The sequence below is a fragment of the Streptomyces sp. NPDC040610 genome (assembly GCF_055594065.1).
The window spans coordinates 229,672-249,194 of sequence record NZ_JBVIXA010000006.1 but is presented as its reverse complement, the minus strand read 5'-3'; the positions used below and the strand labels follow the sequence as shown (position 1 = coordinate 249,194).

General features: G+C 73.3%; 12 protein-coding genes. 6 read left to right on the top strand and 6 right to left on the bottom strand.

The features are described from left to right. The first annotated feature begins 138 nt into the window (after positions 1-138). The 5 genes from argC to ACZ6AA_RS22480 all read left to right on the top strand — a co-directional run bounded on the left by argC (position 139) and on the right by ACZ6AA_RS22480 (position 5,130). Positions 139-1,167 carry an N-acetyl-gamma-glutamyl-phosphate reductase gene (gene argC, locus ACZ6AA_RS22500; RefSeq protein ID WP_468480691.1) on the top strand — a complete coding sequence of 343 codons (1,029 nt, stop codon included), beginning with the start codon at positions 139-141 and terminating at the stop codon, positions 1,165-1,167. Positions 1,168-1,222: 55 nt separating this feature from the next. After that, entirely contained in the window at positions 1,223-2,374 is a 1,152-nt protein-coding gene (argJ, locus tag ACZ6AA_RS22495) for a bifunctional glutamate N-acetyltransferase/amino-acid acetyltransferase ArgJ (protein WP_468480692.1), read from the top strand. A gap of 63 nt (positions 2,375-2,437) precedes the next feature. Beyond that, on the top strand, positions 2,438-3,343 hold the full coding sequence (gene argB, locus ACZ6AA_RS22490; RefSeq protein WP_468453123.1) for an acetylglutamate kinase: 906 nt from the start codon (positions 2,438-2,440) through the stop codon (positions 3,341-3,343). A 16-nt stretch (positions 3,344-3,359) separates the two neighbouring features. Beyond that, positions 3,360-4,577 carry an acetylornithine transaminase gene (locus ACZ6AA_RS22485; RefSeq protein ID WP_471459601.1) on the top strand — a complete coding sequence of 406 codons (1,218 nt, stop codon included), beginning with the start codon at positions 3,360-3,362 and terminating at the stop codon, positions 4,575-4,577. A gap of 7 nt (positions 4,578-4,584) precedes the next feature. Then, positions 4,585-5,130, top strand: a complete 546-nt coding sequence (locus ACZ6AA_RS22480) for an arginine repressor (RefSeq protein WP_030356315.1) — start codon at positions 4,585-4,587, stop codon at positions 5,128-5,130. Here the strand turns inward: ACZ6AA_RS22480 and ACZ6AA_RS22475 are convergent. From ACZ6AA_RS22475 to ACZ6AA_RS22450, 6 genes are all read right to left on the bottom strand, one after another. Further along, positions 5,127-10,193, bottom strand: coding sequence for a caspase family protein (locus tag ACZ6AA_RS22475; RefSeq protein ID WP_471459599.1), 5,067 nt, complete (start codon positions 10,191-10,193; stop codon positions 5,127-5,129). The genes ACZ6AA_RS22480 and ACZ6AA_RS22475 overlap by 4 nt on opposite strands. A 153-nt stretch (positions 10,194-10,346) precedes the next feature. Next, on the bottom strand, positions 10,347-11,327 hold the full coding sequence (locus ACZ6AA_RS22470; RefSeq protein ID WP_468453129.1) for a bile acid:sodium symporter family protein: 981 nt from the start codon (positions 11,325-11,327) through the stop codon (positions 10,347-10,349). A gap of 97 nt (positions 11,328-11,424) precedes the next feature. Continuing rightward, a complete protein-coding gene (locus ACZ6AA_RS22465) occupies positions 11,425-12,054 on the bottom strand; it encodes a hypothetical protein (protein WP_468453131.1) in 630 nt (209 codons plus the stop codon). Beyond that, a complete protein-coding gene (locus ACZ6AA_RS22460) occupies positions 12,051-12,428 on the bottom strand; it encodes a hypothetical protein (RefSeq protein ID WP_471459597.1) in 378 nt (125 codons plus the stop codon). Before ACZ6AA_RS22460 ends, ACZ6AA_RS22465 begins: the two co-directional genes overlap by 4 nt. Next, on the bottom strand, positions 12,425-17,404 hold the full coding sequence (locus ACZ6AA_RS22455) for an HD domain-containing protein (RefSeq protein WP_471459595.1): 4,980 nt from the start codon (positions 17,402-17,404) through the stop codon (positions 12,425-12,427). Before ACZ6AA_RS22455 ends, ACZ6AA_RS22460 begins: the two co-directional genes overlap by 4 nt. Positions 17,405-17,467: 63 nt before the next feature. Further along, a complete protein-coding gene (locus tag ACZ6AA_RS22450) occupies positions 17,468-18,055 on the bottom strand; it encodes a pyridoxamine 5'-phosphate oxidase family protein (RefSeq protein WP_468480693.1) in 588 nt (195 codons plus the stop codon). Positions 18,056-18,241: 186 nt separating this feature from the next. On the opposite strand from ACZ6AA_RS22450, the gene ACZ6AA_RS22445 reads away from it, so the two are divergent. After that, complete coding sequence (locus ACZ6AA_RS22445; RefSeq protein ID WP_468480694.1) at positions 18,242-19,435, top strand: argininosuccinate synthase; 1,194 nt, start codon at positions 18,242-18,244, stop codon at positions 19,433-19,435. The last annotated feature ends 88 nt before the right edge of the window (positions 19,436-19,523 follow it).

Here is a 19,523-nt window from a genome sequence, read left to right as displayed (position 1 = left end):
CCAGGGGGACGGGACGCGGCCCGCGAGGCGGGCCCGGGCGGCGCCTCACCGACAGCCGGTGCCGGCGGGCGTCGTGGATCCCCATTGTATAAACGTGCGGCGCAATGTATATTCATGCCATCCACGCAGGAGGAATCCATGACGGTACGCGCAGCGGTCGCGGGAGCGAGCGGATACGCGGGCGGCGAGCTGCTGAGGCTCCTCGCCGTGCACCCCGAGGTCGAGATCGGCACCCTCACCGCCCACTCGAACGCGGGCGAGCGCCTGGGCGCGCTCCAGCCGCACCTGGCCCCGCTCGCCGAGCGCGTCCTGGAGCCGACCACGGCCGAGAGCCTGGCGGGCCACGACGTCGTCTTCCTCGCCCTGCCGCACGGCCAGTCCGCCGCCGTCGCCGAACAGCTCGGCCCGGACGTGCTCGTCGTCGACATGGGCGCGGACTTCCGCCTCAAGGACGCGGCCGACTGGGAGAAGTTCTACGGCAGCGCCCACGCGGGCACCTGGCCGTACGGACTGCCCGAGCTGCCCGGCGCCCGCGCCGCCCTCGCGGGCAGCAAGCGCATCGCGGTCCCGGGGTGCTACCCCACGGCCGTCTCGCTCGCGCTCTTCCCGGCGTACGCGGCCGGGCTCGTCGAGGACGAGGCGGTGATCGTCGCGGCGTCCGGGACCTCCGGCGCGGGCAAGGCGCCCAAGGCGCATCTGCTCGGCTCCGAGGTCATGGGCTCCATGTCGCCGTACGGCGTGGGCGGGGCGCACCGGCACACGCCGGAGATGATCCAGAACCTGAGCGCCGCCGCGGACACCCGTGTCACGGTCTCCTTCACCCCGACGCTGGCCCCCATGCCGCGCGGCATCCTCGCCACGTGCAGCGCCAAGGCCAAGCCGGGCGTGACCGCGGAGAGCGTCCGCGCGACGTACGAGAAGGCCTTCGCCGAAGAACCGTTCGTGCAGCTGCTCCCCGAGGGCCAGTGGCCGGCCACCGCGTCGGTGTACGGCTCCAACGCCGTGCACGTCCAGGCCGCCCACGACCCGGCGTCCGGCCGCGTGATCGTGATCAGCGCCATCGACAACCTCACCAAGGGCACCGCCGGTGGCGCGGTGCAGAGCATGAACATCGCCCTGGGCCTCCCGGAGGAGCTGGGCCTTCCCACCATCGGAGTCGCGCCGTGAGCGGCGCGCCCGCGGCCGCCGGGCCGCATCCGAGTTCCGCCGACAAGGAGACGCAGTGAGTGTCACGGCAGCCAAGGGATTCCGGGCGGCGGGCATCGCCGCCGGAATCAAGGAGAGCGGCAACCCGGACCTGGCCCTCGTGGTCAACGACGGCCCCCGCCTGGCCGCCGCGGGCGTCTTCACGTCCAACCGCGTGAAGGCCGCGCCCGTCCTGTGGTCCGAGCAGGTCGTCAAGGGCGGACAGGTCTCCGCGGTCGTCCTCAACTCCGGCGGCGCCAACGCCTGCACGGGCCCGCGGGGCTTCCAGGACACGCACGCCACGGCCGAGAAGGTCGCCGACACGCTCGGCCTGAACGCGGGCGAGGTCGCCGTCGCGTCCACCGGACTCATCGGCGTGACGCTCCCCATGGACAAGCTCCTGCCGGGCGTCGAGACGGCGGCGGGGGCCCTGTCCGCGCACGGCGGCGAGAAGGCCGCCATCGCCATCAAGACCACCGACAGCGTGCACAAGACGGCCGTCGCCGAGGGCGAGGGCTGGACGGTCGGCGGCATGGCCAAGGGCGCGGGCATGCTCGCCCCCGGCCTCGCCACGATGCTCGTCGTCCTCACCACCGACGCCGACATCGCCGCCCCCGACCTCGACAAGGCCCTGCGCGAGGCGACCCGCCTCACCTTCGACCGCGTCGACTCCGACGGCTGCATGTCCACGAACGACACCGTGCTCCTGCTCGCCTCCGGCGCCTCCGGAGCGACCCCGGAGTACGCGGAGTTCGCCGAGGCCGTCCGCACCGTCTGCGACGACCTGGCCCGCCAGCTCATCGGCGACGCCGAGGGCGCGAGCAAGGACATCCGCATCGAGGTGATCGGCGCGGCCGACGAGGACGACGCCGTCGAGGTGGGCCGCTCCATCGCCCGCAACAACCTCCTCAAGTGCGCCATCCACGGCGAGGACCCCAACTGGGGCCGTGTGCTCTCCGCCATCGGCACCACGTCGGCCGCCTTCGAGCCGGACCGCCTGAACGTCGCCATCAACGACGTCTGGGTCTGCAAGAACGGCTCGGTGGGCGAGGACCGCGACCTGGTCGACATGCGCTACCGCGAGGTGCGGATCACCGCCGACCTCGCCGCCGGTACCGCGTCCGCCGTCATCTGGGCCAACGACCTCACCGCCGACTACGTCCACGAGAACAGCGCGTACTCCTCGTAGCGCGTGCCCCGCAGCCCGCTCGACTCCCCCCGCGCGGCAGGCCCTCCCCACCTGGAAAGCCCCATGAACACCCGCAAGCACACCGCACTGCCCAAGGCGCAGATCCTGATCGAGGCGCTGCCCTGGCTGACCCGTCACCGCGGCAAGACCGTCGTCATCAAATTCGGCGGCAACGCCATGGTGGACAAGGACCTCAAGGCCGCGTTCGCCCAGGACGTCGTGTTCCTGCACCACGCAGGACTGCGCCCGGTCGTGGTGCACGGCGGCGGCCCGCAGATCAGTGCCCAGCTCGACAAACAGGGCCTGATCAGCGAGTTCAAGGCGGGTCTGAGGGTGACGACGCCCGAGGCCATGGACGTCGTCCGGATGGTCCTCGCCGGGCAGGTGCAGCGCGAGCTCGTCGGGCTGCTCAACGAGCACGGACCCCTCGCCGTGGGCCTCACCGGCGAGGACGCGCACACCATCACCGCGACCAGGCACCGGCCGCTGATCGACGGCGAGCTGGTCGACATCGGCCAGGTCGGCGAGGTCACCGAGATCGACACCGGCGCCATCGAGGCGCTGCTCGCGGACGGCCGCATCCCGGTCGTCTCCTCGATCGCCCGCTCCCAGGACGAAGGCGGCAAGGGGCATGTCTACAACGTCAATGCTGATACGGCGGCTGCGGCACTCGCTGCGGCGCTTGGTGCCGAGACGCTGATGGTGCTCACCGACGTGGAGGGCCTGTACGAGGACTGGCCCCACAGCGACGACGTCATCAGCCGACTGACCGCCACCGAGCTGGAGAAGCTCATCCCCGAGCTGTCCAGCGGCATGGTGCCAAAGATGCGGGGCTGCCTGCACGCCGTGCGCAACGGCGTGCACACCGCGCGCGTCATCGACGGGCGCGTCCAGCACTCGATCCTGCTGGAGATCTTCACCGACGAGGGAATCGGCACGATGGTCGTGCCGGACGAACTGAGCGACTGAAAGAGGGGGATCCGCCATGACCGCCAACCAGGAGCTGACCCGGCGCTGGCAGGGCGCACTGATGGACAACTACGGCACGCCCCGCATCCCGCTGGTGAGCGGCGCGGGCAGCACGCTGTGGGACGCCGACGGCAAGGAGTACACCGACTTCGTCGGCGGCATCGCCGTGAACGCGCTCGGCCACGGCCACCCGGCGATCGTGGAGGCCGTGTCCCGGCAGATCGCCGCGCTCGGCCATGTCTCCAACCTCTTCGTCGCCGAGCCGCCCGTCGCGCTCGCCGAGCGGCTGCTGGACCTCTTCGGCCGCGACGGCCGGGTGTTCTTCTGCAACTCGGGCGCGGAGGCCAACGAGGGCGCGTTCAAGATCGGCCGCCTCACGGGCCGCCCGCACATGGTCGCCACCACCGGCGGCTTCCACGGCCGCACCTTGGGCGCCCTCGCCCTCACCGGCCAGCCCGGCAAGCAGGAGCCGTTCCTGCCGCTGCCCGGCGACGTCACGCACGTCCCGTACGGCGACGTGGACGCCCTGCGCGCCGCCGTCACCGAGGACACCGCCTTCGTGATCATCGAGCCGATCCAGGGCGAGAACGGCGCCGTCGTCCCGCCCGCCGGATACCTGCGGGCGGCCCGCGAGATCACCCGCGCCACCGGGACGCTGCTCGTCCTCGACGAGGTGCAGACCGGAATCGGCCGTACCGGCCACTGGTTCGCGCATCTCGCGCAGGAAGGCGTGGACCCGGACGTCGTCACGCTCGCCAAGGGCCTCGGCGGCGGCCTGCCGCTCGGCGCGACCGTGGCGTTCGGCCCGACGGCCGACCTCCTGAAGCCCGGCCACCACGGCACGACGTTCGGCGGCAACCCCGTCGCCTGCGCCGCCGGACTCGCCGTCGTCGACACCGTCGTGGCCGAGGGCCTGCTTGAGAACACCAAGCGTGCCGGGGAGAAGCTGCGGGACGGAATCGAGTCAGCGGGGCACGCGTTGGTCGACCATGTCAGGGGTGCGGGCCTGCTGCTGGGTATCGTGCTCACCGAGCCGCTGGCTGCGCAGGTGCAGCAGGCGGCTCAGGACGCCGGCTTCCTGGTCAACGCGCCCGCCCCCGATGTCGTACGGCTGATGCCGCCGCTGAACGTGCGCGACGACGAGGTGGACGCCTTCCTCAGGGCCCTGCCCGGCGTCCTCGACCAGGCTGCCGCGGCCAACGCGGCCAACGGGGACGGACGATCCGGGGAATGAGACGACGATGAGCCACGCGCAGGACAACGGGCCGGCCGAGCACGCGGGACCCGCCGTGCCGCAGACCCGCACCGCACGCCACCGCCGGATCGTGGACATCCTCAACCGGCAGCCGGTGCGCTCGCAGAGCCAGCTGGCCAAGCTCCTGGCCGACGACGGTCTGACCGTCACCCAGGCCACCCTCTCCCGCGACCTCGACGAGCTGAACGCCGTCAAGATCCGCAACACCGAGGGCGACCTGATCTACGCCGTGCCCAGCGAGGGCGGGTTCCGCACCCCGCGCGCGCCGCTCGGCGAGTCGGCCAAGGAGCAGCGCATGCGGCGCCTCTCCGTGGAACTCCTGATCTCCGCGGAGGCCTCGGCCAACCTCGTGGTCCTGCGTACCCCGCCCGGCGCCGCCCAGTTCCTCGCCTCCGCCATCGACCAGGCCGAACTCCACGACATCCTCGGCACCATCGCGGGCGACGACACGGTGATGCTGATCAGCAGGGAGCCGAGCGGGGGACAGGCGCTGGCGGACCATCTGCTGCGGCTGGCCTCCAACGAGCACTAGTTCCCGGCGACCGGAGCCTTGGGGGTCCCTTCCTCGGGGGGCTCCACGCCGTGCGGCTCCGCTGCCAGCTCCAGGCCGAACAGCGCCGCGTAGCGCCCGAGGCGGTCCTCGACCCACTCCGCGCTCTCGCCCACCGCGTCGGCGGCGAACCGGATCTGCTCCTGGGTGACCCGCCCGCCGAGCGCCGGGAGCACGCCGTCCGCGTGGACGGACAGGACGATCAGGTCCTGCCAGAGCGGGAGTTCGTCGGGGACGGCCGCCGGGTCGAGGGCCGGGGGCGCTGCCTCCAGGGGGAGGTACGGGACGATGCGCTCCCAGGTGCGGACGACCGGCTCGCCCAGGCGTCCGGCGAGGCTCAGGAGGTCCAGGGGACAGAGCGGGGCGCCGGGGGCGGAGACGCGGTGGTCGGCGCCGAGGGCGACGGCGTCCCGGGCGTCGGGTACGGCGGTGGGCAGGTTCTCGATCTCGGTCGTGGTCAGCTCGGGGATCCGGGCTCCCAGCTCGCGGAGGGGGACGAGGCGTTCGTACGCCGACCGGGCGCCGATGCGGCGGCCTTGGGCGTACGTGGCCAGGCGCTCGGGGGTGAGAGCCGTCCAGCGGGGGGACTCGAACCACTCGTCGTACTCCTCGCCCCAGTCGAGCAGCGCAGCGCCCTCCTCGGGCTCTGGGCGGAACCCGGCCAGCGCGGCCGGGAGTTCGGGCACCGTCAGGCCCACGCGCTTGGCCTCGCGGCGAGCCGTCTTCCACGTGGTCGACAGGGGGGACTTCAGGTTGACGCACGACGCGAAGAGGATGTCGGCGGTCGGCAGGACGGGGTAGTCGGCGCCCACGAATGTGGGATCGTTGCCGGAGAACGCGTACTGGCTCGGCACCGGCAGCTCCTCCCACGCCTGCAGCAACCCGCTCGCCGCGGGCACGTCCGCCCCGGCCTCTCGCAGGTCCTCCACCACGACGGCGAGGTCGTCCCAGGACACCTCGTGCGGCCGGGCGAACGCGAGGTCGCGCAGCGTCAGACCGGCTTCGAGGGAGAGCCCCGCCGCCTGCGCCGAGGCGAGCACGCCCGCGGTCTCCGGAACCGGGACCACCCGGCCCGCCGCCGACTTCTCCCGATGGTGCCGGGTGTACGCGATGCCGAGGTGGTCCGCCCAGCGCGCCAGCTCCTTCTCCGCCTTGCGCAGCGAGATCTCCCACTCCGACGCGAGGTCGAACGTGGCCGCCCAGGGGAGCGCGAGGCGGCCGTCCGGGCCCGGCGCGCAGTAGCCCTGCAGCACCCCGGAGATCTCCCAGGGCACGTCGGTCCACCGCCGCACGGACTCCGCGTCCGGAGTCGACCAGCCGAGCCACGCGAACCGCGCGAGCCGTTGGCGCACCTCCTCGGGCGGGAGCCCCCGCCTGTCCGCGAAGGCGACGACGTCCCACGGCTGCTGGACGCGGCGCCAGCCCCGCGGGCCCTTCCGGTAGAGCAGCGCCAGATCCGACGGGTCGCACACGTGGTCGGCGTGGTGATCGGGTGCGGTGGGCGGCGCGGAGGTGAGGAACGGCGTGAACCGGACGCACCGCTCGGCCAGGCGGCCCAGCGGCTCCCTCAGCGTGTGCGAGGCACGGACGAGGCCGCCGAGGTCGTCCGGCGCGTGTTCGTAGTCGCTCTCGTCCTGGGCCGCGGCCTCCCAGGACCGGCGTGTGCGGCGGGGCAGCAGGCCGTGGACGATCTTCAGGTCGTGCCAGTCGGGGATCCAGTCCAGGCCGCCCCCGGCGGCGCCCCGCAGGACCTGGGGCGGCTTCAGGACCGGGTGGACGACCCGCAGGGCGCGCGCCGTGCGGACCACGTCGCCGACCGTCATGTCCAGCTCGCTCGCGAGCGCCACGGTCACCCGCCAGTCGAGCGGCTTCCGGTCGGCCAGGACTCCCGTGTCCCAACCCGTGGGCACGCCTTGGGCGATGCTCGCCCAGCCGGGCTCCGGCACGGGGTGCCCGGCGGTCGAGACGGGCGGAGCCTCACGTGACGGCGGCACGCTCCCGAGCACCGCGGCCCGCCACGGGCGCACGGTCTCGGGCCAGTCCCGCGTGAAGCTCCGGGACCTGCCGTCGTCGACCGACTCGTCCCAGTGGAACCAGCCCGTGGAGTCGAGGTCCAGGGACGTATCCCAGGGTTTGGTGTCGCGCACCCGCACACCCTGCCCGCGCCACCGCTCCCACACCGCGCGGGCCGCCGCGAGATTGTCCCGCTCCAGACGCCACAGCCACGGCATGCGCAGGCCCGCCCAGTCGGCGAGCGCCGCCGCGCCCCGCGCCCACTGATCCGCCTCCCAGTTCGTGTCGTACGACTGGAGCTTCTTGCGGTTGAGGCTGAGCGTGCCCGCCTGCGGGCCCGTCAGATTGAGTACGTAGCCGAAGGGCTTCTTGTCGGTCCCGACGCCGTCGCACAGGATCGCGCCCGGCCCGTCCACCCACCACAGCACCCCCGGAACGGCCTCGACGCACCGTGGCCGCCCGTCGCTCGTCGGCTCGTGGCGCAGCACCCCCGGCACCCACTCCCGCCCCCGCCCCGCCGCGTCCCGCACCTCCACCGCGAACTCACTCACCATGACAAGCCGCTCCAGCGTCTCCACCGCCGAAATCCCCGCCACGGCCGTCGAGTCCCGCAGATACAGCCGCACCCGGGTGCCGCCCTCGAGCAGCCCGTCCCCGTCCTGTGCGCACGCGTCGTCGTGCTCCTGGACGCGGAACAGGTTCGCGCTGCCCGGGATGTCCACGCGCAGCGCCGACCGTGCCGGGATGCCGTCCGTGCCGACGGGGCGGGTCACCACCGTCATCTCGTCGGCCAGCATGAAGTAGCTGAACACGCCGATGCCGAAACGGCTGTTGGGGTAGAGGCGCAGGGCCGGGTCGTGGCGGTGCCAGGTCGCCTGTTCCTGGCGGAAGGCGCGGGACTGCTCGAAGCGGCGGCCCGCCTTGGTGAAGGTGTTCTTGAGCTGGTCGAGGCCCATGCCGACGCCGTTGTCGCGGCACTCGACGTAGCGGCCGCGGTCGTCCTCGCCCTCGACGAAGGCGATGCGGCCTTCCCAGGGCGCCGGACGCGCGCCCCGGCTCTCCAGGTAGCGGTGGCGCATCGCGCGGTGGCGGCAGGCGTCCATCGCGTTCTGGTACAGCTCGCGCAGCGCCAGTTCCGGCTCGCCGTCGTAGATGCGCTCGCCCATGAGCAGGTCGCGGACCTCGGTCTGGGCGAGCTGGAAGCGCAGCAGCGGCACGTCGTAGGCCCTGCGGCCGCCGTCCTCGACCGGGCGCAGGCCGCGGTCGGTCACGCGGGCGGGCAGCCCCGAGAGCAGCGCAGCCCGGGGCCCGGGCAGCCTGCGGGCGGTGTCCCGCAGCGCGCCCGCGAGTTCGTCGGCCTGCTCGACGACGCCCGCGAACGCGGCGTGCAGCGCGGGGTGCGGGCAGGCCGCGTCCAGGTGGAGGTCGCCGTCGGCGGCGTGCCAGTCCGCGTCGCGCACCGCGTTGACGGCGTCCTGGGGGAGCAGGGCGTCGCGGACGGCCAGGTGCTCGGCGAGGACGTCGGGGAGGGTGCGGACGTCCAGGGCGAGCACGCAGGCCAGGTGCAGTACGCCCGCCAACTCGTCGGCACGCAGGGGCTGCCGGGCGCCGCCGGGCAGCGGGAAGGCCAGGTCGGGGCGGGGGCCGCGGTCATGCGCCGGTGGGCCGAGCGTGATGGCCGCGGTCAGGGCGGCGAGCGCGGCGGACAGCTCGCGGGCGCGCGGGCCGGGGCACAGGGCCTCCGCGAGCGCCGTCGACTCGGTCTCGGGCACCGGCTGCTCGTCCGTCACGAACCGCTCCGCGATCCAGCGGTGCACGAGCCACAGGGCGACCCAGCGCGCCTCGTCGGGGCGGGCGCTCCGCCAGCAGTCGGAGAGCTTCTTCTTGATGTGCGGGTGGTGCTCGGCGACCTGTTCGTAGTGGCGGCGCCACGCGTCGCCGTCCTTCCGGTGCCAGACGGTGTACGGCCTGATGTCGCGCGCGTGGCTCAGCCGCCGCGCCCACGCGGCCTCGTGCAGCAGCGGCGCGGCGACCAGCGCGGCGGCCTCGAGCGCCGACAGGGTCTGGGTCTTGGGGACGAGGCGGGGCAGCTGGTCGCGGACGACCCGGACCACGAAGTCGTCGTCGGCCCACGGGTCGGGCATCCGCTCCTGGGCCAGATGCACGACCTGCGCGCACGTCTCGACCAGGTCCCCCAGGCAGTCCCGGAGCCGGGGCACGCTCCCCGCGTCCTCCTCGGCGACCCGCTCCCACAGCGCGGTGCCGGCGACGGCCTCCCGCCAGGACTCCAGGAGCCGTCGGCCCTCGCACACGACCGCCGACCGGGCCTCGGCGTCGAGCTCCGCACCGCACTGGAGCCTGGGCTCCTGCGCCGCGGCACCGTGCAGGCGGGCGGCGCGCAGGGTGTGCTGCCGCGCCGTCTCGAAGACCTCCTGCACGGTCCGCGCCCGCGTCAGCGGACGGAAGGCCTCCGCGAGCCCGAGCGTGAAGAAGCTGCCCTCCGCCGAGTACCCCGACCGCTGCCCGGCCGCGCAGGCCGTCATCAGCGCGAACCGCCCCGAGGGCTGCCCCTTCAGGACGCTGCTGCCGAACACCCCGTCGGCCGACTCGCCCCGGCAGGCGTCGATGAGCCACAGCACGGTGCCCGCCCGGCAGTGGGTGAGGTACGGGCTGATGTCGGCGGGCACGAGCGTGTCCAGGTACGGCTGGGTCCACTCGGTGTCGGGGGCGTGCGGGGCGCGCGCGTCGGCAGGGACCAGGTGGTCGGTGTCGCCGACGCGGATGCCGTGCCCGGTGAAGTGGATCAGAAGGGTGCCGTCCGCCGGGACGTCCCGCGAGACCTCGTCGACGGTCGTGATGATCTGCGCGCGGGTGGCACCCGGCACCGTCCGCACGTCGTACCCGGCGGCCTTGAGCGCGGCGCCGAGGGCCCGCAGGTCGGCGGTGACCGGTGCGTCGAGCGAGTCGAACCGGTGCGCGGCGTCCGGCGTGTCACCGACGCCGATGAGCAGTGCGGTACGTGCTTGTGCCATGCCCTCTCCCCCTGTGCGAGGCCTTATCGTCGCATTTCCGGGTGAGGACGGCGGACGGAACCCCCACGGTGAACGGGACGGCGCGGGGCCGGACTTGGCACCGGCCTCGCGGACGCCCCCGTCACCCCGTCACCCCGTCACCCCGTCACCCCGTCACTCCGCCCGCCGCGCCCGATGCGCCATCCACGCCGCCACGACCGCCCCCGACACGTTGTGCCACACGGAGAACACGGCGGCGGGCAGCGCGGCCAGCGGGCTGAAGTGGGCGGTCGCCAGGGACGCGGCGAGCCCGGAGTTCTGCATGCCGACCTCGAAGGCCATCGCGCGGGACGCGGGCGGGCCGAGCCGGGCCAGCTTCCCCGCGCCGTAACCGAGCGCGAGCCCGAGCCCGTTGTGCAGGACGACCGCGACGAGCACGAGCGCCGCCGCCGACTTGATGGCCGCCGCGCTGCCCGCGACGACCACGGCCACGATGACGGCGATGGTCACGGCCGACAGCCACGGCAGCGCGCCCAGCACGCGATCCACGTACCGGCCGAAGAGCAGCCGCACGGCGAGGCCGCCGATGACGGGCAGGAGCACGGTCTTGAGGATGTCCGTCACCATCGAGCCCGCGTCCACCGGCAGGTACTCACCGGCGAGCAGCAGGGTGAGCGGCGGCGTCACGAGGGGCGCGAGCACGGTCGACACGGTGGCGACGGACACGGACAGGGCCACGTCGCCGCGCGCGAGGTAGGTGACGACGTTGGAGGCGGTGCCGCTCGGCGCGCACCCGACGAGGATCACTCCCGCGGCCAACTGGGGCGAGAGGTCCAGGGCGTGGGCGATCAGCCAGCCGAGGCCCGGCATGATCACATAGTGCGCGACCAGGCCGAGCGCCACGGCCCAGGGACGGCGCGCGACGCCCCGGAAGTCCTGCGGCGTCATCGTCAGGCCCATGCAGAACATGACCACGCCGAGCAGGTACGGCACGCTCTCCTTCCAGCCCCCGAAGGTGCCGGGTGTCGCGAGGCCGACGGCGCCCGCGGCGAGGACGAGCACGGGGAAGACGGTGACGGCGCGGCGGGCGGCGCGGTCGGTGGCGCTCACGGGCCCGGCCGCCGTCGGGCCGGGACTTGTCGGTTCGGTCTGCACCCGGCGATGCAACGTGCCGGTGCGGCGGGCACGCAACCTCGTCTCGATATGTGGTCGCTACATGTGTTGTGGGGAGTACGAGACGGGGGCGCCGCCGTCACTTGGCGGCGCCGCAACTCCCCACCGGCGTCACGGAGATGACGGTACGGGCGGGCAGCGTCACCCGCTTCTCCTTCGCACCGTCCCCGGCGTCCCCGCCCTCGGCCCGCAGCGACACCCCGCCCCGCCCCGCCCCCAGGAACTCCCCGCACCGCTCCCCGGACGTCGTGCTCACCCGCACCAGATGGTCCTTCGGGGACTCCGTCTCGACCCAGGCGACCCCGACGGCCACGGCGGCGCACCCGACGCCGGCCACGCAGCACACCGACGCCCACCACAGCGACCTGACGACGCGCCGGACCTCCTCCTCCGTCCAGCGCCGCAGCGCCTGCCCGGCGAGCAGGGTGCGGTCGCCGAGCCGCCCGTGCGCCGCCCGCACGGCGAGCACCGACCCGGCGACGAGCAGCAGGAACGCGACGGCGACCAGGCCGGACGCCACCAGGCGGGCGGTGTCCGGCAGGCCGTTCAGATCGTCGCGGCCCTTGAGCACGACGAGCACGGCGAGCAGTGCCGTCAGACCGGTCAGACCCGTGCGCCAGCCCTCCGCCTGCCGCCGCAACTCGTCGAGCTGCGTGAACTCCAGCTCACGCGCCAGCTCCGCCCAGCGGCGGTCGGACTGGGCGGTCACGGGGTGCCGTTCGACGTGCCGCTCGGCGCGGGCGTCACCAGCGCCTGTACGTGCCAGCTGGCTCCGCACCCGACGAACACGGCGTTCGCCGGGAGCTGCGGATGCGGGTGCCCGCACTCGCAGAAGTGGCGCTCCTGGGCGAGCAGCGCGGCGTCCTCGGCAAGCGGCCCCTTGGTCCCGGTGCCCGTGCCGGTCCCGGGCACGCCGTGCCGGTACTCGGTGGCCGTCAGGCCGCGGCAGCGGGGGCAGTGCCCCCGCACCAGGGTGTGCCCCTCGGGCGAGGGGCTCACCGTGAACGTGTCGCTCACCTCGCCCAGGTCCGCGTCCGCGTAGGCGGTGTCGAACTGGTGCGAGGGCGGCGGGGGCTGGGTCATGAGGCGTCGTCCAGGTCGAGATCGAGGTCGAAGAGGGTGGCGTACAGGCGCAGGCGCTCGGTGACCCAGGCCTCGGACTCGCCGGTGGCGTCGGCGGCCCGCGCGATGTGCCGGGCGCCCACCTTGCCGGTGAGCGCGGGGAGCCGGCCGTCGAGGCCCACGGAGAGGAGGGCCAGGTCCTGCCAGAGGGGGACGGTGTCCGGCGGGGCGGGCAGGGGCGGCGATTCGGGGAGCAGGGGGAGGAAGGGGGCGACGCGGGCGAGCGTGCGGGGGACGGGCTCGCCCAGGCGGCCCGCGATGCTCACCAGGTCGAGGGGGACGAAGGCCTCGTCGGCCGGGGACAGCCACTGGTCCGTGTTGAGGGCCACCAGGTCGCGGGCGGAGAGGGGGGTGGTCGGCAGGGACTCCTGGGCGGCCTCGGTGAGTTCGGGCACCAGGGCGCCGAGGGGGCGCAGGGCGGCGAGCGCGGCGTAGGCGGCGGCGGGGGTGATCTCCAGGCTGTTGGCGTATTCCGCGAGGGCACAGGGCGTCAGGCGTTTCCAGACGGCGGCCGAGTACTGCGTCTCGATGTCCAGGCCGCGGGTGATGTCGAGGGCGTGCTGCTCGACGAGGGCCGTGACTTCGCGTGAACCGGGCAGGTGGGAGGCGAGTTCGTCGGGCAGGGGCGGCACCGTCAGACCGAACCGGTCGGCGTCCTGGCGGGCGAGTGACCACATGTCGGCCAGGGGCTCGCGGAGGCACTCCGCGGTGTAGTACAGCCCGGAGCCGGTCAGTTCGTCGGCCGGGTCGTCCTCCCTGGCGTAGACGGCCTCCTTGCCCGAGAGCGCGATGCGGCTGCGCAGCGGCAGCGTGGGCCACTCGGCGACGAGGTCCACCCGGTCGGGCAGGTGCACCCCGGCGGCCCGCAGGTCGGCCGCGACCTGGACGATGTCCGCCCGGTGCTGCAGCCCCTTGGCGGCCCGCCCCAGTGCCTCGTACCCGATGCCGTCCTCCAGGTCGGCGCCGAACCGGTTCAGCTTGCGCACGAGCGCGCCCGTGTCGGGGCAGGGCACGACGCGGCCGTCGCCGTCCGCGTACCGCCGCTCGTACGAGAGACCCGTCGCCGCGGCCGTGCGCGCCAGGCGCTCCGACGCGTCCGCGAGATCGGTCTCCCAGTGTGCGGCCATGGCCACGGTCGCACCCCAGCGCAGCGCCCGGCCGCCGTCCGGGTCCGGAGGCGTGAACTCCTCCAGGACGAGCCGGAGTTCTCGGTCGAGGTCCGCCCAGGCCTTGACCACGTCCGTGGCGGGCACCGTCCAGCCGAGCCAGGCGAAGTCGGCCAGTACCCGCAGGATGTCCGCCGGTTGTCTGTCGGTGGTCAGCTGCACCCGGAGGACCTGCGACGGGTCGGTCACGGGCCTGAGCGTGTCCTCGTACACATTGTTGGAGCGCAGGAAGAGCACCTCGACGTCCTCCTGCGTGCACACATAGTGCTGGTGGTGCGGGGGGACCGGGGGCAGGGACTCACCGTGCAGCGGCATCCAGCGCGCATGGCGGGCGACGACGGCACCGAGCGGTTCGGCGAACGCCTCGGACGCCAGGACCAGGCTGCCGCGGCCGTGACTGACCTTGCTGTTGCCCTCCACGGCGATGAATCGGCCGGCGCCCGCCAGGATCTGCGCCAGGTTCCTGTCCTGGGTGTCGGGCACCCGGTCGAGATCGCCCTCGCGCACCGCCGGAGGGGCCCCGGTGGGGTGCGCGATGCGCAGCCGCCGCTTGCGCCGCAACACCTCGGTCACGGGCATGCCCAGCGCGGTGGCCTGGTCGACGGCGTGCCACCACCTCCTGTTGGAGCCGTGCAGCGCGGCGTCTCCCGGCTCGGGCACGGGATGACCCACAAGGCTCTTGGGGGACGACTCCGTGTAGAAGCTGCGCGCGAGGCGCAGCGCGGCGGCCCGCCAGGGGGCGAGGTGCCCGGCGTCGGAGCTGTGGTTCCTGCCGGTCGCTATGCCCTGGTCGGGGTGGAACCAGCCCTCGGAGTCGAGCCGGTGCCGCCCGTCCACCTCGCGCACCGGAGTGACACCCTTGCCCCGCCACTCCTGCCACAGCACCCGCGCCACCGGCAGGTTCTGCCGCTCCAGCTCCCAGAGCCACTCCATCGAGAGCCCCGGCCACTGGGCCAGCGGCACGGCGCCCGCGCGCCAGTTGTGCTCCTCCCAGTCCCGGTCGTACGCCTGCAACTCCTTGCGGCTGACGCTCAGCTGGCCCGCGTACAGCCCGGTCAGGTTCAGTACGTAGCCGTAGGGGGCCACGTCCGTGGCGATGCCGTCGCACAGCACACCGCCCTTCTCGCCCACCCACCACAGCACCCCGGGCACGGCCTCCAGCGGTTCGAGGAGGTCGAGGCCGGCCCCCGACTGCAGCACCCCCGGCCGCCACTCGTGCGGAGGCCCCGCCAGGTCCCGCACCTCGAGCTCGAACTCGCTCACCCGCACCAGCGGCCGCAGCGTGCCCACACAGGACAGGCCGTCGGCCGTGCCGTCCGCCCGCAGGTAGAGGCGGACGCGCGTGCCGCCCTCCGGGAGGCCGTCGCCCGCGCCCTCGTGCCGCTGGATGCGGAACAGGCTGCCGCTGCTCGGGATCTCCACGCTGAGCGCCTGCGCGGCCGGAATGCCGTCGGGGCTGACCTGCCGCGTCACGATCGTCATCTCGTCGGCGAGCATGAAGTAGCTGAACACGCCGATGCCGAAGCGGCTGTTGGGGAACAGACGCAGCTTGTGGTCGTGCCGCAGCCAGCGCGACTGCTCGCGCCGGAACGCCTTGGACTGCTCGAACCGGCTGCCGGCCCGCGTGAAGGTGTACTTGAGCTGCTCGGCGCTCATGCCGACGCCGTTGTCGCGGCACTCCACGTACCGGCCGCGCGCGTCCTCGCCCATGGTGATCGAGATCCGGCCGCGCCAGGGCGCGGGCTGCGGGCCCGCGCTGTCCAGGTAGTCCCAGCGCATCTGCCGGTACCGGCAGGCGTCCATGGCGTTCTGGTACAGCTCCCGCAGCGCCAGGTGGGGCTCGCCGCCGTACAGCTGCTCGCCCATGAGCAGTTCACGCACCTCGGTCTGCGCCAGGTGGAAGCGCAGCAGCGGCACTTCGTACGTGGCCTGGCCGCCGCGCTGGCTCGCCCTGAGGTCGCGGTCGGTGACCCGGGTGGGCACGGCGGACAGGAGGCAGGCCTCCGCCTCGGGCAGCGTGCTCGCGAGGTCGGCGACCTGCGCGGCCAACTGGTCGGCCTGCTGCGCCACTTCGACGAGCGCGGCGTGCACCGCCTGGTGCGGGCAGGGCACGTCCAGGTGCAGGGCGCTGCCCTCGGGCTGCCAGCTGAGCAGGTCGGGGTGCGAGACGAGGCCGACGATCTCCTGCGGCAGGACCGGGTCGGACACGGCCAGGTGCTCGGCCACGACCTCGGGGAAGGTGCGCACGTCCAGGGACAGCACGCCCGCGAGCCGCAGGAGCGCGGCCAGCGGGCGCGTCCGCAGGGGTTGGTAGCCGCCCGGCAGCAGGACCTTCGCGGGACCCCGTTCGACGTCGCGCGGGGCGCCGGAGTCGTCGAGCGGCTCGTCGAGGCCGATGCCCGCGGCAGCCGCCCGCATCAGGCCGGACAGCTCGGCGACCCGGTCCTGCGCGGGCGCCGCGCCGCCGAGCAGGGCGGTGGCGAGGGCGTCCGCGCACGGGGCGGGCACCGCCTCGTCGTCCGTCTCGAACCGGTCGGCCACCCACCGGTGCACCAGCCACATCGTGACCGCGACGGCGTCCTGGGGCCGCTCGCGGGCGTGGCACTCCGCGACCTTCCGCGCCACGCGCGCGTACTGGTCGCCGACCTGTTCGTAGTGCCTGCGGTGGGCGTCCGCGCCCGGCACGCGCTCCAGCGACTCGGGGCCGAACTCGGCCGCCTGGCTCAGCCGCTCCGCCCAGGCCGCCTCCCGCAGGAACGGCGCCGCCACGAGCGCGGCCACCTCCACCGCGGACAGCTGCGCCCCGTCCGGCAGCAGCGACGGCAGCCGGTCGCCCAGCAGCCGCACCGGGTAGGTGTCGTCGGCCCACGGGTCCTCGAACGGCAGTCGGCTCTGGGCGAGGTGCAGCGTGTGGGCGCAGCGCTCCACGAACGCGCTCAGGCAGTCCTGGAAGCGCTGGACGCCGTCCTCGTCGCGGGGCTCCACCCGCTCCCACAGGGGCGTGGTGCGCACGGCGTCCTGCCAGGCCTCCAGGAGCGGCCGCCCCTCGCAGATCTCGGTGGCCTTCGTCCGCTCCTCGAAGTTGGTGCCGTAGCGGATGTGCGCGTTCTGCGTGTGCCCCTGCCGGTGCGCCACGGCCTTGGCCCGCGCGGCGGCCTTGGCGAACACGTCCTCGACCGTGCGGGCGGGCGCCAGCGGGCCGAGGGCCTCGGCGAGGCCGCGGGTGAAGAAGCTGCCCTCGCCGGTGTAGCCGCTGCGCTCGCCCTCCTTGCAGCCCATGAGGACGGCGAAGCCGCCGCCGGGCGGGCCGTTGTCGACGCTGTTGCCGAACGGCACGCCGTCGCCGGGCAGTTCGGTGCGGCAGGCGTCGATGGCCCACAGCACCGTGCCCGCCCGGGACGACTTCAGCCAGGGGCTGATGGCGGTGGGCAGCAGGGAGTCCAGGTACGGCTCCTGCCAGTCGCCGTCGGGCGGCGGCACGGCGTCGAACGGCACCAGGTAGTCGGTGCCGCGCACGCGGACGCCGTGCCCGCTGAAGTAGAGCAGCAGCGTCCCACCCTCGGGGACGGCGCACGCGGTCTCGTGTATGCGTGCCCTGATCTGGCTGATCCCGGCGTTGTGCAGGGTGGTGACGTCGTAACGCGCCGCCCCGAGGGCCGAGTTCATCAGCCGCAGGTCGGCGTCGACCGCGTCGTCGAGGGGCTCCAGCAGCCCGTCCGCCGCGGGCACGTGCCCGACTCCGATCAGCAGCGCCGTGCGCGCCGGTGCCATGTGGTCCCTCCCACCGGCCGCGCCTCCGGGCCGGAGCACCATTCTGGCACCGCGCGAGCCCGCTCAGGCGGGTGTCGGAGGCAACGGCAGCGGCAGCCCCGGCAGCCCGTCGATGCTCGTCGCCACGTGCTCCTTCTTCGTGAAGTACGCGTCCAGCGAGGCGTCGTCCTCGCGCGCGAACCGCTTGGCGTGCAGATCGCGGTCCTCGTCGTACGTCATGAAGGGCACCGCGTAGCCACAGGTGTCGCGGATCAGTTCGGCGCTCACGACGATGATCGCGCGCAGGCCGTGCAGTGAGGTGTCGACGCCGGGGAAGCGGGCTAGGAGTTCGGGGAAGCGCGGGTCGTCGCGGAAGACGGGCTCGCCGCGGCCGTGCACGCGGACGATGTTGGGCGGGCCCTGGAAGGCGCACCACATGAGCGTGATGCGGCCGTTCTCCCGCAGGTGGGCGACGGTCTCCGCGTTGCTGCCCGCGAAGTCCAGGTAGGCGAGGGTGAGGTCGTCGAGCACGGCGAAGGAGCCGGTGACGCCCTTGGGGGAGAGGTTGATCGTGCCGTCCTCGGCGAGCGGGGACGTGGCGGTGAAGAAGATCGGCTGGGACTCGATGAAGGTGCGGAGTCTGCCGTCGATGCGCTCATAGGTCTTTCCCATGGCCAAGGATTATGGACTCCTTTAGTTCGCCTGTCTAACTACTTCGCGTGCCGCATCGCCCTGTGAAGCGGGTGCCCTCCGCTTCACTCCGGGGCTGGATTGACGAAGCATGCAGAGCAATGCATACTCATGCATGTCAGTGACTGCACTGCACTGAGCGAGCGAATGCACTGTGAGGAGAAACCCGTGACCGAGCGCGTCGTACTCGCCTACTCGGGCGGCCTGGACACCTCCGTCGCCATCGGCTGGATCGCCGAGGAGACGGGCGCCGAGGTCATCGCCGTTGCCGTGGACGTCGGCCAGGGCGGCGAGGACCTGGACGTCATCCGCAAGCGCGCGCTCGCCTGCGGTGCCGTGGAGGCGGAGGTCGCCGACGCCAAGGACGAGTTCGCCGAGGGCTACTGCCTCCCGGCGATCAAGGCCAACGCCCTGTACATGGACCGGTATCCGCTGGTCTCGGCCCTGTCCCGGCCCACCATCGTCAAGCACCTCGTCGCCGCCGCGAACAAGCACGGCGCCGGCATCGTGGCCCACGGCTGCACCGGCAAGGGCAACGACCAGGTGCGGTTCGAGGCCGGCATCCAGGCCCTCGGCCCCGACCTGAAGTGCATCGCGCCCGTCCGGGACTACGCGATGACCCGGGACAAGGCCATCGCCTTCTGCGAGGACAAGGGCCTGCCGATCGCGACCACCAAGAAGTCGCCGTACTCCATCGACCAGAACGTCTTCGGACGGGCCGTCGAGACGGGCTTCCTGGAGGACATCTGGAACGCCCCGATCGAGGACGTCTACGAATACACGTCGAACCCCGCGACCTCCCGCGAGGCCGACGAGGTCGTCATCACCTTCAAGGAGGGCGTGCCGGTCGCCATCGACGGCAGGCCGGTCACGGTCCTCCAGGCGATCCAGCAACTCAACGAGCGGGCGGGCGCCCAGGGCATCGGCCGGATCGACATGGTCGAGGACCGGCTCGTGGGCATCAAGTCCCGTGAGGTGTACGAGGCCCCGGGCGCCATCGCCCTGATCACCGCCCACCAGGAGCTGGAGAACGTCACGGTCGAGCGGGAGCTCGCCCGGTACAAGCGGCAGGTCGAGCAGCGCTGGGGCGAGCTGGTCTACGACGGCCTGTGGTTCTCCCCCCTCAAGCGGGCCCTGGACGGCTTCATCAACGAGGCCAACCAGCACGTCACCGGCGACATCCGCATGACCCTCCACGGCGGCCGCGCCGTCGTCACGGGCCGGAAGTCCGAGGAGTCCCTCTACGACTTCAACCTCGCGACGTACGACTCGGGCGACACCTTCGACCAGTCCAAGGCGCAGGGCTTCATCGACATCTTCGCCCTGTCGTCGAAGATCGCCGCCAAGCGGGACCTCGTCTAGCGGATTCAGCCCCTCATGGGGTCCCCCTGCTCCTTAAGAGCTTGGGGGAGTTTGAGGAGCGGGGTCTGGGGCGGAGCCCCAGTTTCGG

What these genes read in the sequence shown, in the direction of transcription:
- ACZ6AA_RS22460 (WP_471459597.1), bottom strand. Translation starts at nt 12,428, where the DNA reads ATGACCCAGCCCCCGCCGCCCTCGCACCAGTTCGACACCGCCTACGCG.
- argC (WP_468480691.1), top strand. Translation starts at nt 139, where the DNA reads ATGACGGTACGCGCAGCGGTCGCGGGAGCGAGCGGATACGCGGGCGGC.
- argB (WP_468453123.1), top strand. Translation starts at nt 2,438, where the DNA reads ATGAACACCCGCAAGCACACCGCACTGCCCAAGGCGCAGATCCTGATC.
- ACZ6AA_RS22480 (WP_030356315.1), top strand. Translation starts at nt 4,585, where the DNA reads ATGAGCCACGCGCAGGACAACGGGCCGGCCGAGCACGCGGGACCCGCC.
- ACZ6AA_RS22475 (WP_471459599.1), bottom strand. Translation starts at nt 10,193, where the DNA reads ATGGCACAAGCACGTACCGCACTGCTCATCGGCGTCGGTGACACGCCG.
- ACZ6AA_RS22455 (WP_471459595.1), bottom strand. Translation starts at nt 17,404, where the DNA reads ATGGCACCGGCGCGCACGGCGCTGCTGATCGGAGTCGGGCACGTGCCC.
- ACZ6AA_RS22450 (WP_468480693.1), bottom strand. Translation starts at nt 18,055, where the DNA reads ATGGGAAAGACCTATGAGCGCATCGACGGCAGACTCCGCACCTTCATC.
- ACZ6AA_RS22485 (WP_471459601.1), top strand. Translation starts at nt 3,360, where the DNA reads ATGACCGCCAACCAGGAGCTGACCCGGCGCTGGCAGGGCGCACTGATG.